Genomic DNA, 13,195 nt, shown 5'->3' on the forward strand with positions numbered 1-13,195 from the left:
CGGCGGGGAACCGCGGGAGGACGGGGAGGCCGTCCCGGCCCGCCCCCGGCGGCTCGCCGGCCGCCTCGGCAAGGACCCCTCCGGCCGCCGCGCCCTCGCCGGGCGGCTCCGTCCGCACCGCACCGGCATCCTCGCGGGCACGCTGCTCGGCCTGCTGGGCGGTCTGCTCTCCCTGGCCCAGCCGCTGGCCGCCAAGCGGCTGGTGGACGAGCTGGGCGGCGGGCGTACGGCGGCCGGCTGGGTGCTGCTGCTCAGCGTGCTGGTGCTGGCGGGCGCCGTCCTGGCCGCCGCCGGGCAGTACGTCCTGGAGAGGACCGGGGAGGCCGTGGTCCACACCGTCCGGCGGCAGCTCACCGCGCATCTGCTGCGGCTGCGCGTGCCGGCGGTGGAACGCGCCGAGCCCGGTGACCTGATCTCCCGTGCCACCTCCGACACCACCGTCCTTCGGCAGACCGCCGTCCAGTCGGTGGCCTCGGCCGTCGTCGGTTCGCTGCTCCTCGTGGCGACCGTCGTCCTGATGGGCCTGCTGGACGCGGTGCTGCTGGGCGTCACCCTCGGCGCGCTCGTGCTCGTCGCCGTCGCGGTGGCGGCGGTCGCGCCGCGCATCGGCCGGGCGGCCCGGCAGGCGCAGGAGGCGGTCGGCGCCATGGGATCCGCCCTCGAACGCGTGCTGGGCGCCTTCCGCACCGTCAAGGCGGCCGGCGCGGAGCCGCGGGAGACCGCCCGTCTGCACGAGGCGGCGGACGGCGCCCGCCGGGCCGGCGTGCGCGCCGCGGGCTGGGAGGCCGTCTCCGCCACCGCCGGGAGCGTGGCGGTGCAGGTGGCGTTCCTGGCGGTGCTGGGGGTGGGCGGCGCGCGGGTGGCCTCGGGCGCGACGGAGGTCTCCACGCTCGTCGCCTTCCTGCTCTACCTCTTCTCGCTGGGCCCGCGGGTCCACCAGCTCGTCGACGTCGTGGGCCGCTTCCAGGAGGGTTCGGCCGCCGCCCTGCGCGTGCGGGAGGTGGAGCGGCTGCCCGCCGAGCACCTCGGCGCCGGCCCCGGCTCCGCCCCGGCCCCCGCTCCCGCCGGGACGGACCTCCCGGAACCGGCCTCGCTGGTCTTCGACCGGGTCGGCTTCTCCTACCGGGCCGGGCTGCCGCCCGTGCACCGCGAGGTGAGCTTCACCGTCCCGGCACGGGGCATGACGGCCCTCGTCGGGCCCTCGGGCGCGGGCAAGACCACCGTCTTCTCCCTGGTCGAGCGCTTCCACGAGCCGGACACCGGCCGCGTCCTGCTCGACGGCCGGGACGTGAGGGACTGGCCGCTGGCCGAACTGCGGGCCGCCATCGGATACGTCGAGCAGGACTCCCCCGTCCTGTCCGGAACCCTCCGCGACAACCTGCTGTTCGGCGTCCCGCCGTCCGGGGGGCGGCATCTGGAGGAGGTGCTGCGCCGCACCCGGCTGGAGGCCCTGGTGGCCCGGCTGCCGCAGGGGCTGGACACCCCCGTCGGCCACCGGGGCGACCGGCTCTCAGGCGGCGAACGGCAGCGCGTCGCCGTCGCGCGCGCCCTGCTGCGCTCCCCCCGGCTCCTGCTCCTGGACGAGGCCACCTCCCAGCTCGACGCGGCCAACGAGGCCGCGCTGCGGGACACCGTCGCCGACGCCGCCCGGAGCACGACCGTACTGGTCGTGGCCCACCGTCTGTCCACCGTGATCGCGGCCGACCGGATCGTGGTCATGGAGGAGGGAAGGGTCAGAGCGGTGGGGACCCATGACGAGCTGCTGGCCGGCGACGCCCTCTACCGCGGCCTGGCGGCCACCCAGCTGCCCGGCCCGCTCTCCGGGGACCGGGGGCGGAACGGCACCGGGCGGGCGGCGAAGGCGCGGGGCCGCCGGGAGGGGTGACCGCGCCGGGCGCCGTCCCCGGCCGCAGGGCCCTGCGCCCCCGGCTCCGCGGTGGTGGAACACGGCCACACCGATACCATGGGGACGAACGGGGCTTTTCATCCGTCCACTCCCCGCGGGAGGGGAAGATGACGAAGAAGAAGAGGAAGTTCCGCAAGGGGGACAGGGTCTCCTGGAAGAGCCACGGGAGCGAGGCCGTCGGCAGGGTCGAGAAGGAGATCACCTCCCGTACCGAGGCGGGCGGGCGCACCGTGGACGCCTCCCCCGACGATCCCCGGTACCAGGTCCGCAGCGAGAAGTCCGGCGGCCGGGCGGTCCACCGCCCCGACGCCCTCCGCGAGAGGGGTCCCGGGGATGGCTGAGCACCGCGACGACCGCGACGGGACCGTCACCGAGTTCGGGAAGCTGGTCAACCTCACGCCCCGGCAGCTCCAGGACTGGCTGGAACGGGACGAGTCCAAGGCCGCCGGACAGCACCGGGGCGGCGGGGAGAGCACCGGTCACGCCTCCGGCCGCCGCATCGTCGAGCTGCTGCGGACCTCGAGGTCCGACCTCAGCGACGACGACGTGGCCCACATGCGCAAGGTCAACGGTTACATCAAGCGGCACCTGGCCCAGCGGCCCTCCGGCGACGTCACCGACACCACCTGGCGGCACTCCCTGATGAACTGGGGGCACGACCCCCTCAAGGACCGCTGACGCCGCCGCCCGCCCGCGTCACCGCTCGGGTTCGCCCTCGTCCACGCGGTAGGACCTGCTCCAGGTGGCTCCGCAGCGGCAGCGGGACAGCTCGATCAGATCGCCTTCCTCGGACACCTCCAGCCCGTGGTTGAGGCGAACGTGCACATGCTCTGCCATGGCGGACCGACTCCCGGTCGACGAGGGCTCTCCGGCCCTGTGGCCGGCGGGGACGCCCTCATCATCCACGCCCGCCGCGCCGCGGGAAATGGCACGGGTCACTTCCCCGGGGAACCCGGGCGGCCGTCAGTCCGCCGCCTCGGGCACCTTGCGGGTCTCCGCCCGCTCCCGGGCGGGGGCCCCTCCCCCGGCGGCCGCCCGGGGCTCGGACCGCAGGATCCCGGCGACACCGGCCGCCACGGCGCACAGGGCCACGGGCAGCAGGAAGGCGACGTTCAGCGGCACGAGATGGGTGAGCGGCCCGATGACGGCGGGTCCGGCGAGCATGCCGAGGTAACCGAGCCCGGCCACCCGTGAGACGTTCGCCCCGGCGGCCTCCGGGTCGGCGTGGCCCGCGGCGCTGAAGAGCTGGGGCACACAGCCGGACAGCCCCAGACCGAAGACCGTCCAGCCGGCCAGGGCCAGGGGGATCCAGGGCGAGACCACCACGGCCGACAGGCCGACCGCGGCCAGGAGCGCGCCGTAGCGGACGATCGCGACCGGGCCGAAGCGCGCGGCCACCCGGTCGGTGAGCAGGCGTCCGACGGTCATGGCGGTGGCGAAGGCCCCGTAGGCGAGGGCCGCCGTGGCCGCGGGCGCGCCCAGGACGTCCTGCAGGGCGAGCGTGCTCCAGTCGTTGGCGACGCCCTCGGCGAGCATCAGCATCAGCGCGAGGGCGGCCAGCGCCCAGATCCGCGCGGGTGTCCCGCGCCCGGCCCCGGTCCCGCTCCCGGCGGACGGCCTCGGGGCCTCCTCCCCGGGCCCGGCGGGCCCGGGGAGTTCGGGGCGTTCGGGGCGCAGCAGCGCGGGGGCCGCCAGGACGGCGACGAGGAGCCCGGCGGCGCCCATACCGGCGAGGGTCGCGGCAGCGCTCCAGTCCCAGCTGAGGGTCCGGGCGCCGACCAGGGCGGCGAGCACTCCGCCGACGGAGAACACCGCGTGGAAGGCGGACATGACGGGCCGCCGGTAACCGCGCTCGACCTGGACCGCGTGGGTGTTCATGGCGACGTCCAGGCAGCCGTTGCCGAAGCCGAACACCAGCAGGGCCGCGCCCAGCGTCCAGGCCCCCTCGGCCAGCCCGGGCAGCACCAGGGACGCGCTGCACAGTACCGCGCTCAGCGGCACCACCACGCGGGCGCCGAGGCGGTCGGCCAGCGGCCCGGTCAGCCGCATGCCCGCGAAGGCGCCTCCCCCGAGCAGGAGCAGCAGCCAGCCCAGGACGGCGTGGCTGACCCCTGCGCGGTCCTCCACCACCGGGATGTGGACGACCCACATGCCCATCAGGAAGCCGTTGAGGCCGAAGTAGGCGAAGGTGGCCAGCCGTGCGAGCCGCAGCGTTCTCTTCATGTTCCAGAACTTAACAAACAGGATCGCTGTTTGATAGATTGAATTTCGCACAACTCTCGTGTTCAATTCCGGCGTGGCGAGCGCGGAGCGACTGAGACGGATCACCGAGGCCGTACGTGAGGCCGGACAGCTGAGCGTGGCGGAGCTGGCCGGGCTCACCGGCGCCTCGGAGATGACCATCCGGCGCGATCTGGAGGTCCTGGCGGATCAGGGGGTCCTGGAGCGCTACCGCGGCGGGGCCAGCAGCCTGCTGCTGCGCGGTGAGGAGCCCCCGTTCGGGCTGAGGGAGCTGGAGAGGCCGCACGCCAAGCGGCGGATCGCCGCCGAGGCGGCCTCCCTGATCGCCGACGGCGAGTCGGTCGTCCTCGACAGCGGCACGACCTGCCTGGAGGTGGCCCGCGTCCTGGCCGGCCGCCGGCTGACCGTCATGCCGCTGTCCCTGCACGCGGCCAACGCGCTGACCGGCGCCCCCCGGCTGAAACTGCTGCTGCCCGGCGGGGAGCCCCGCCCGGGCGAGCTGGCGCTGACCGGTCCGCTGACCGAGGCCTCCCTGGCCTCGCTGCGCTTCGACACCGCCGTCGTCGGCTGCTGCGGACTGAACGCGGCGGACGGGCTGACCGCGTACGACCTGGCCGACGCCGCCGTCAAGCGCGCCGCGATCGCCTCGGCCCGCCGGGTGGTCGCGGTCGCCGACGCGGCCAAGTTCTCCCGCACCGCCCTCGCCTTCGTCGCGCCGGCCTCGGCGCTCGACGCGGTGGTGACGGAGGAGGACGCCCCCGAGGACGAGACCGGCGCTCTGGAGGCGGCCGGCGTGACCGTGCGGAAGGTGTGAGCGGGCGGAAGGTGTGAGCGGCCCCGCCCAGGGGCCGGGCCGCCCGGGTCCGGACCCCCGGGCGCGGCGGTCACCGCTCCCTCAGCAGTCCCGTGACCACCCGGCCGAACAGCAGGCGGGCCGCCCAGGCCGTGGGCCGGTCCAGCAGGCGCGGCACCCCCCGTACGCGCACCTCCTCGCGCCAGACGGCCAGCGATCCCCCCTCGACGGGGACCACCTCCGCCTCGGCCCAGCCGAGCACCACCCCGCCCCGCTTCTCCACGCGGCAGCGGCCGGGACGGCCTCCGGCCGGCGGTTCCCAGCGCACGACCTCCATGGGATCGTCGAACCCGGCGCGCCCGGCTCCCGTACGCGCCGTGAAGCGCGTGCCGACGCGCGTGGGCGGCGCGGTGGTGACCGTGATCGCGGTGAGCGGGACATGGCGGGCGTGGTTCTCCCAGGTGGTCAGCCGACGCCACGCCTCCCCGGCCAGGAGGTGCGTGCGGCGCTCGATCCGGATGAGAGGCATACCGCGACGGTAGGCACCGCGCGCCCGTACGCCCGGCCGACCCGCCGCGGCCGCCTCCGAACACCGCCGCACCACGGCCCGCACACGACGCCCGCCCATGCCCGCGCCCGGCTCCGGGAGGGGGCGTCGGCAGCGGTCTCGTGCATGGCCCGTGGTCCGCTCGGCCGCGGCCCCCATCCCTCGTCATACGGAGTGGGGAGGTCGTTTCCCGCCTTCCGCGCCGGAAGGCGCATCCCTACAACGGGAGCGCTCCCACGTCCGGAGCCGAAGGCCGTCCGCCCCGGACGGCGCGGGGTCTTCACCCGAGGCCTCGTTCGAACTCGCCTGGAAGAAGTGCTGAACCGGCTCGTGCGCCGGCTCGTGTGACGTCCGCCGGCCGGGGCCCCGGCCGGCGGACGCCGGGTCACTCGGCCGGGACGACCAGCCCGTAGAGGCCGTCACGGCGGCGGTGGAGCAGGGCTCCGCGCTCGGTGGCGGTGTCGACGAAGAACACGAACGGCAGGCCGGTGGTCTCCAGCCGCCACACCGCCTGCTCGACCCCCATACGGGGCGCCGGGATCCCGCTGATCCCCAGCGGGGCGGCCGGCGGAAGGCCCGACGGCACCGGCGCGGCCACGTCCCTGCGGGCGCGGGCCAGCCGTTGGCCGCCCTCTCCGTCCCGGTAGACCACGCTGTCGACGCCGGAGTCGGCGTCGGTGAACAGGTGGAAGTCGTACCCCAGGTCCTCCATCCGCCGTACCGCCTGCGCCGGGGTCAGCCGGGCGGGGCCGTGGGCGCGGCGGCGCACGACCCGGCGTCCCTGCCCGATGCGCGAGCCGGGGCGCGGCCCGCCGCCGTGGTGCCCGCGGCGGTGGACGCGGGACAGCCGGCCCGCCAGCCGGTCGCGCAGCAGGTCGATCGCCTCGGGCATGGTGTCGGCGGTGACGTGGGCCCGCACCAGGTGGCCGTTGACGTCCACGTTCACCTGGGCGTGCGCCGGGTGCCGCACGGAGGCGCTGGCCGCCTGGCTCAGCTTCACCCTGGTGCCCAGGACCGGTTCCCCGACCTTGCCCAGGGCCGCCAGCACCTTGGTCCGCGCGTACTCGGCCGCGTCCCCGGGCACCTCGCCCCGGACCTCGACCCTGACCTCCGGGAGGGGACGGATCTGCGATCGGTTCATGGTTTCCTCCTGCCGTCGTGGCACCTTCAGACTCCTCCCGCGCCGATCCCCACGGCAGGGCCGAAGGTCCCCGGGGGCCGGTGCCGTCCGTACCCCGCGGCGGCGGAGCGTGTGGACCGCACCGGCCCCGGACGGCCGGCGTGCCGGCCGCGACACGGCTCACGGAAAACGGAAGGCGTCCCCTCCGGTCAGCAGATGCGGGGCAGTTGCTCGCCCAGCGGCAGGTCCACCACGCGGGTGCCGCCGAATCCGGTGCGGGCCACGACCATGCCCGGATGGTCCTCCACGCACTCCCCGACGACCGCGGCCTCGGCGCCCTGGGGGTGCGCCCGCATCGCGGCGAGCACGGCGTCGGCGTGCTCGCGCGGGACGAAGGCGACCAGACGGCCCTCGTTGGCCACGTACAGCGGGTCCAGGCCGAGGAAGCCGCAGGCGGCCGACACGGCCTCCGGCACGGGCAGAGCCCGCTCGTCCAGCACGACGCCGGTGCCGGACGCGGCGGCGATCTCGTTCAGCGCCGTGCCCAGCCCGCCGCGGGTGGGGTCGCGCAGCGCGTGGAGGTCCAAGGTGGCCTCGAGCATCGCCTGCACCAGGCCGCCCAGGGGCGCGGTGTCGCTGCACACCTCCGCCCCGAACTCCAGGCCCTCGCGGACGCTCATGATGGCCACCCCGTGCTGGCCGACCGGCCCGCTGACGATCACCACGTCACCGGGTTCGGCGCGCTGCGGGCGGATGTCGACGCCCTCGGGGATCAGTCCGATGCCGGCGGTGTTGACGAAGATCCCGTCGCCGTGCCCGGCGTCGACCACCTTGGTGTCACCGGTGGCGACGGTGACACCGGCCGCCGCGGCGGCCGTGCCGACCGCCTGGGCGACCCGCCGGACCACCGGCAGTGCGGTGCCCTCCTCGATGATGAAGGCGCACGACAGGTACGCGGCCCGCGCGCCGCTCATGGCCAGGTCGTTGACGGTGCCGTTGACGGCCAGGTCGCCGATGGAGCCGCCGGGGAAGAACAGCGGGCGCACCACGTAGGAGTCGGTGGAGAACGCCAGGCGCGCGCCGCCCAGCGACAGGGCGGCCGAGTCGGCCAGTCCGGCCAGCGTGTCGTTGCCGTAGGCGGGGACGAAGAGGTGCTCCACCAGTTCGGCGGAGAGGGCCCCGCCGCCGCCGTGGCCCATGACGACCACCGGGTGGTCGCGCAGCGGGGCCGGGCAGGTCCAGTCGGCCGGGTTCACGGGTTCGGCGGTGGTGCCGGTGGTGCCGGTGGTGTCAGCCAACGGAGGTCGCCTCCCTCGCCGGCTCGGTGCCGCGTGCCGGGCCGCCCAGGCGCCGGTAGAGGTGGTAGGCGGCGCAGGCGCCCTCGCTGGAGACCATGGTGGCGCCCAGCGGGTTGCGGGGGGTGCAGGTGGTGCCGAAGGCGGCGCACTCGTTCGGCTTGATCAGCCCCTGGAGCACCTCGCCGCTGCGGCACACCCCGGACTCGCGGGTCCTCACTGCGCCGACCTCGAAGCGGTGCTCGGCGTCGTACTCGCGGAAGGCCTCCGACAGCCGCCAGCCGCTGGCCGGGATCACCCCGATGCCCCGCCAGGCGCGGTCGGTGACCTCGAAGACCTCCTCCAGCATCCGCCGCGCGGCGGGGTTGCCCTCCTCACGCACCGCCCGGGGGTAGGCGTTCTCCACCCGGTGCTCACCGCGCTCGAGCTGGTGGACGGTGCGGCGCACGCCCTCCAGGATGTCCAGCGGCTCGAAGCCGGTGACCACGATGGGCACGCCGAAGCGGTCGGCCAGTCCCGGGTACTCCTCCGTCCCCATCACGCTGCACACGTGGCCGGCGGCCAGGAACGCCTGGACCCGGCAGTGCGGTGCCCGCATGATCGCCTCGATGGCGGGCGGTACGCGCACGTGCGAGACCAGCATGCTGTAGTTGCGGATGCCGCGCCGTCGCGCCTCGTGGACGGTCATCGCGTTGGCCGGCGCGGTGGTCTCGAAGCCGACGCCGAAGAAGACCACCTCCCGGTCGGGGTGGCGCTGTGCGATCTCCAGGGCGTCCAGCGGCGAGTACACCACTCGTACGTCCCCGCCGGCGCTCTTGATCCGGAACAGGTCGCGGTCGGTGCCGGGGACCCGGAGCATGTCGCCGAAGGAGCAGAACACCACCCCGGGGCGGGAGGCGATCTCCAGCGCCTTGTCGATCATCTCCAGGGGGGTTACGCACACCGGGCAGCCGGGGCCGTGGATGAGTTCGATGTGCTCGGGCAGCAGCTGGTCGATGCCGTGCCGGATGATCGAGTGGGTCTGGCCGCCGCAGACCTCCATCATGGTCCAGGGGCGGGTGGCGGTGGCGTGGATGTCCTCCAGCAGCCGCCGTGCCAGCTCCGGGTCGTTGAACTCGTCGACGTACTTCACCTGGTGACCTCCTCCGCCTCGGCCGTCCCCGGCCGGTCCTCCCCGGCCTCGGCCGCCGCCCGCTCCCATGCGTCGCCGAACTCCTCGTCCAGCAGACCCAGTTGCTCGAACAGCTCCAGTGACGCCCTGGCCGACTCCTCGTCCAGCCGCTGCAGCGCGAAGCCGACGTGGACGATCACGTACTCGCCGACCTGCGTCTCGGGCAGGTAGGCCAGGCACACGTCCTTGGCCACCCCGCCGAAGTCGACGCGCGCCATGCGCGTGCCGTCCCGTTCCTCGATCCCGGTCACCCTGCCGGGCACCGCCAGACACATCTGTGTCCTCCGTCCGTCGCCGGTCCGTTCGCCGGTCTCTCCCCGGTCTTCCGTCAGATTCCGCCGCGGCCCGTCAGGGAGCCCCGGCGCGCGCCGCCACGAGCAGCTGGCCGAGTGCCAGGCCTCCGTCCCCGGGCGGCACTCGGTGGTGGCGCAGCACCGTGAACCCGGCGGTGCGCAGCCGCCGTCCGCACTCCTCGTCCAGCAGTGCGTTGGCGAACACCCCGCCGGACAGGGCGACCGCCGCCGCCCCGGTGTCCCGGCGCGCCCGGTGGCAGACGGCCTCCACCGCCTCCGCCACGGCCAGGTGGAACCGCGCGGCGACGACCGGGGCGGGGGCGCCGGAGCGCAGGTCGCGGACGGCCTCGCGCAGCACGGGCGCCGGGTCGAGCACCATCGCGCCCGTGCCGTCCGGGGCCGGCCGGCGCAGGGCGAAGGAGTATCCCGGTCCGCGCTCCTGCCACGCCGCCGCGGCGGCGGCCTCCAGTTCGACGGCGGCCTGCCCCTCGTACCCGGCCCGGTGGCACACCCCGGCCAGCGAGGACACCGCGTCGAACAGCCGCCCCATGCTGGAGGTGGGCACACAGGCCAGTGAGCGCTCCAACTGCCGCTCCAGCACGCGTCGTTCCTCCGGCGGGCAGGCGGCGGCACACGGCAGGGCGGGATCCCAGGGGATCCCGGCCGAGCGCAGGTGGGACAGTGCCGTCCGGCAGGGGTTGCCCACACCGGCGTCGCCGCCGGGCAGGGGCACGTACGCCAGGTGCGCCAGCCGCCGGTAGCCGCCGTAGCCCGCGAGCAGCACCTCGCCGCCCCACACGGCCCCGTCGTCGCCGTAGCCGGTGCCGTCGAAGGCGACGCCGAGGACCGGGGTGCGGCCGTCCAGCCCGTTCTCGGCCATGGCCGAGGCGATGTGCGCGTGGTGGTGCTGCACCCGGTGCAGCGGCCTGCCCCCGGCACGGGCGCGGGCCCACCGCGTGGAGCGGTAGCCGGGGTGGCGGTCGGCGGCCAGCAGCCGGGGCTCCACACCGGTGAGGGCGCGCATGCGCTCCTCGGCGCCGTCCAGCGCGCGCAGGGCGGCCAGGCCGTCCAGGTCCCCGATGTGGGGGGAGAACCAGGCGGAGCGCCCCTCGGCGACGCAGATCGCGTTCTTCAGGTCCGCGCCGGCGGCCAGGGAGGGCTCCACCGGCACGGGGAGCTCGACGGGGGCGGGAACGTACCCGCGCGAGCGGCGCAGGACCACCTCGCCGCCGTCCGCGCGCACCCGCACCACCGAGTCGTCGCAGGGCGCCGCGATGGGCCTGTCGTGCCACAGCCAGGCGTCGGCCAGTCCCGCCAGCCGGGTCAGGGCCTCGCGGTCGCCGGTCACGATGGGCTCGCCCGAGCGGTTGCCGCTGGTCATCACCAGCACCTCGGGGCCGGGCGGGTCGCCGGGCAGGCCGAACAGCAGCCGGTGCAGCGGGGTGTAGGGCAGCAGCACCCCCACGTGCGGGCTGCCCGGGCAGACGCCGTCCGCCAGCGGGCCGTCCCGCCGTTCGCCGGGCGGGTGGCGGCGCAGCAGCACGATGGGACGCGGCCGCCCGGTCAGCGCCCGGCGCTCGGCGGGGCCGACGCGGCCGAGCCGCGCGGCGGTCCGTACGTCGGGGCACATCACCGCGAAGGGCTTGGCGTCCCGGGCCTTGCGCGCGCGCAGGACGGCGACGGCGGCGGGGTCGGTCGCGTCGCAGGCCAGGTGGTAGCCGCCAACGCCCTTGACCGCCACGACCGCGCCCTCGGCCAGCAGCCGGCGGGCCCCGGCCAGCGCCTCCTCGCCCGTGACCGCGCCCGGGCCCGCGCCCGTGACCGCAGCCGCGCCGCGGGCACGGGTGAGCCGGAGCCGGGGGCCGCAGTCATGGCAGGCGACCGGCTGGGCGTGGAAGCGGCGGTCGGCCGGGTCGGCGTACTCCCGCGCGCAGGCCGGGCACAGGGGAAAGGCGGCCATGGTCGTGGTCGCGCGGTCGTAGGGCAGCGCGGTGGCGATGGTGAACCGCGGGCCGCAGTGGGTGCAGGCGACGAACGGGTGCCGGTGGCGGCGGTCGGCCGGGTCGGCCAGCTCCCGCAGGCAGTCGTCGCAGGTGGCGGTGTCGGGCGGGATCCGGGTGCGGCCCCCGCCCTGCTCGGAGGGGCGGATGGAGAACTCCGCGCGGCGCGGGCCGGCGCCGGAACCGGCCCCGAGCGGGGGCACGTCCTCGGCCGCCACCGAGGAGACGGCCGCGAGAGGCGGCGCCTGCTCCACCAGTCCCCGGCAGAACGCCTCCACCGCCCCGGGCGCACCCTCGACCTCGGCGACCACACCGTCGGCGTTGTTCGCCACGTGGCCCGACAGCCCCAGCCGCGAGGCCAGGGCGTGGACGAAGGGGCGGAAGCCCACGCCCTGGACGGTTCCGCGCACGGTCAGACGCCGCCGTACGCGGTCCGCTCCGGCGTCCGGCCCCGGCCGGCCCTCGACGGCGGCCGTCATGGCGCTCCTCTCCGCCACCGCTACCGTGCGGGCAGGCCGGCAGCGGGCGGCGCGTCTTCCCCGCCGGGGTGCGCGTGCGGGTGCTCGTGGTCGCGGGGATGCCCGTGACCGTGCTCATGACCGTGCTCGCGCAGGTGTCGCCCGGCGAGCGGGGGCCGGTGGGGGCGGGCGCCCTCGCACACGGCCAGCACCCTGTCCAGGAACTCGTCGACGCCCTGCCCGGTGCGGGCGGAGGTGTGCAGTACCCCGACTCCGGGGTTGACCCGCTCGACGCTCTCGGCGAAGGCGTCGCCGTCGAATCCGGCGGCCTCGCCGAGGTCGGCCTTGCTCAGCACCACCAGGTTCGCCAGACCGAAGGCGGTGGGGTACTTCACCGGCTTGTCCTCGCCCTCGGTGACCGACATCAGCACCACGCGCAGCGTCTCGCCCAGGTCGTAGGCGGCGGGGCAGACCAGGTTGCCCACGTTCTCCACGAACAGCACCCGGGTGCCCTGCGGCGGCCAGCCCCGCAGATGGCCGCGCATCTGGGCGGCCTCCAGGTGGCACAGCCCGCCGGTGAGCACCTGCTTGACCGGCGCGCCGGACCTGGCCAGGCGCCGTGCGTCGTTCTCGGTGGCCAGGTCGGCGGTGAGGGCCGCCGCCGGCACACCGCGCCCGGCGGCGCGGGTCAGGAGGAGTTCCAGCAGGGCGGTCTTGCCGCTGCCCGGACTGGACAGGAGGTTGACGGCGGTGATCCCCCGGCCGTCCAGTTCGCGGCGCAGTCCGGCCGCCAGTCCGTCGTTCCTTGCCAGTACGGCCTGCCGCACGTCCACGACCCGGCACATCACGCGGCTCCTTCCTGTCGTTCCCCCTGCGGCGCCGAACCACCCCGGCAGGACGCGCCGGCCAGGGGGAGCGTGACGTCGACGATCTCCAGCTCCCGTCCGGCCACCAGTTCCGTCGCGCCCTCCCCGCACTCCGGGCACCACAGCCGCGGCGGGGTGCCGGGGGCGAACTCCAGCGCACAGGCCGTGCAGCGGGCGCGGGCGGGGACCTCCTCGACGACGAGTTCGGCGCCGGCGAGCACCGTGCCCTCGGTGACGACCTCGAAGGAGAACCGCAGCGCGTCGGCGACCACACCGGACAACTCGCCCACGCGCAGGCGCACCGCCTCCACCGAGGAGGCGCCGTGGCGGCGGGCGGTGTCCTGTGCGCTCTCCACCACGGCGGCGGCGATCGACAGCTCGTGCATGGGGGGTCACGCTAGCCATCCGCCCCGGCTCCCCGTCGGGCCGCCGGTCCGGGCCCCGGGCGAGTTCCCCCGTACAGCCCAGGCGCCGCACCCGCCGTCCACCGGCGGCGGGCGCCCTC

At 75.9% G+C, this 13,195-nt stretch carries 14 protein-coding genes; 4 read left to right on the top strand and 10 right to left on the bottom strand.

Annotated features, from left to right (window positions below):
• The first annotated feature begins 127 nt into the window (after positions 1-127).
• From BMY40_RS11045 to BMY40_RS11055, 3 genes are all read left to right on the top strand, one after another.
• Positions 128-1,885: an ABC transporter ATP-binding protein gene (locus tag BMY40_RS11045; RefSeq protein WP_245770031.1), complete on the top strand. Its 1,758-nt coding sequence runs from the start codon at positions 128-130 to the stop codon at positions 1,883-1,885.
• Between the two features lie 128 nt (positions 1,886-2,013).
• Positions 2,014-2,247, top strand: coding sequence for a hypervirulence associated TUDOR domain-containing protein (locus BMY40_RS11050; RefSeq protein WP_093658168.1), 234 nt, complete (start codon positions 2,014-2,016; stop codon positions 2,245-2,247).
• Complete coding sequence (locus BMY40_RS11055; protein WP_093658170.1) at positions 2,240-2,584, top strand: DUF3140 domain-containing protein; 345 nt, start codon at positions 2,240-2,242, stop codon at positions 2,582-2,584. The genes BMY40_RS11050 and BMY40_RS11055 overlap by 8 nt, the downstream gene beginning before the upstream one ends.
• Before the next feature lie 18 nt (positions 2,585-2,602).
• On the opposite strand, the gene BMY40_RS28020 is transcribed toward BMY40_RS11055, so the two are convergent.
• Both BMY40_RS28020 and BMY40_RS11060 read right to left on the bottom strand, forming a co-directional pair.
• A complete protein-coding gene (locus tag BMY40_RS28020) occupies positions 2,603-2,743 on the bottom strand; it encodes a hypothetical protein (RefSeq protein ID WP_177213959.1) in 141 nt (46 codons plus the stop codon).
• 126 nt (positions 2,744-2,869) lie between these two features.
• Entirely contained in the window at positions 2,870-4,129 is a 1,260-nt protein-coding gene (locus BMY40_RS11060; RefSeq protein WP_093658172.1) for an MFS transporter, read from the bottom strand.
• 73 nt (positions 4,130-4,202) lie between these two features.
• Between BMY40_RS11060 and BMY40_RS11065 the strand changes: the two genes are divergently transcribed.
• Complete coding sequence (locus BMY40_RS11065; protein WP_093658582.1) at positions 4,203-4,961, top strand: DeoR/GlpR family DNA-binding transcription regulator; 759 nt, start codon at positions 4,203-4,205, stop codon at positions 4,959-4,961.
• 70 nt (positions 4,962-5,031) lie between these two features.
• On the opposite strand, the gene BMY40_RS11070 is transcribed toward BMY40_RS11065, so the two are convergent.
• From BMY40_RS11070 to hypA, 8 genes are all read right to left on the bottom strand, one after another.
• Complete coding sequence (locus BMY40_RS11070; protein ID WP_093658174.1) at positions 5,032-5,469, bottom strand: Immediate-early protein 2; 438 nt, start codon at positions 5,467-5,469, stop codon at positions 5,032-5,034.
• 403 nt (positions 5,470-5,872) lie between these two features.
• Positions 5,873-6,628 carry a sigma 54 modulation/S30EA ribosomal C-terminal domain-containing protein gene (locus tag BMY40_RS11075; protein ID WP_093658176.1) on the bottom strand — a complete coding sequence of 252 codons (756 nt, stop codon included), beginning with the start codon at positions 6,626-6,628 and terminating at the stop codon, positions 5,873-5,875.
• A 188-nt stretch (positions 6,629-6,816) separates the two neighbouring features.
• Positions 6,817-7,905 carry a hydrogenase expression/formation protein HypE gene (gene hypE / locus BMY40_RS11080; protein ID WP_425443099.1) on the bottom strand — a complete coding sequence of 363 codons (1,089 nt, stop codon included), beginning with the start codon at positions 7,903-7,905 and terminating at the stop codon, positions 6,817-6,819.
• On the bottom strand, positions 7,898-9,034 hold the full coding sequence (hypD, locus tag BMY40_RS11085; protein ID WP_093658179.1) for a hydrogenase formation protein HypD: 1,137 nt from the start codon (positions 9,032-9,034) through the stop codon (positions 7,898-7,900). Before hypD ends, hypE begins: the two co-directional genes overlap by 8 nt.
• The gene (locus tag BMY40_RS11090) at positions 9,031-9,348 is read right to left on the bottom strand and encodes a HypC/HybG/HupF family hydrogenase formation chaperone (protein ID WP_093658180.1); all 318 of its coding nucleotides are present in this window, start codon (positions 9,346-9,348) and stop codon (positions 9,031-9,033) included. Before BMY40_RS11090 ends, hypD begins: the two co-directional genes overlap by 4 nt.
• 73 nt (positions 9,349-9,421) lie before the next feature.
• Entirely contained in the window at positions 9,422-11,845 is a 2,424-nt protein-coding gene (gene hypF, locus BMY40_RS11095; protein ID WP_093658182.1) for a carbamoyltransferase HypF, read from the bottom strand.
• Between the two features lie 20 nt (positions 11,846-11,865).
• Positions 11,866-12,669 carry a hydrogenase nickel incorporation protein HypB gene (hypB, locus tag BMY40_RS11100; RefSeq protein WP_093658184.1) on the bottom strand — a complete coding sequence of 268 codons (804 nt, stop codon included), beginning with the start codon at positions 12,667-12,669 and terminating at the stop codon, positions 11,866-11,868.
• Positions 12,669-13,076 carry a hydrogenase maturation nickel metallochaperone HypA gene (gene hypA, locus BMY40_RS11105; RefSeq protein ID WP_093658186.1) on the bottom strand — a complete coding sequence of 136 codons (408 nt, stop codon included), beginning with the start codon at positions 13,074-13,076 and terminating at the stop codon, positions 12,669-12,671. The genes hypB and hypA overlap by 1 nt, the downstream gene beginning before the upstream one ends.
• Positions 13,077-13,195 lie beyond the last annotated feature (119 nt).

Source organism: Streptomyces radiopugnans, assembly GCF_900110735.1.
Lineage (GTDB): Bacteria > Actinomycetota > Actinomycetes > Streptomycetales > Streptomycetaceae > Streptomyces > Streptomyces radiopugnans.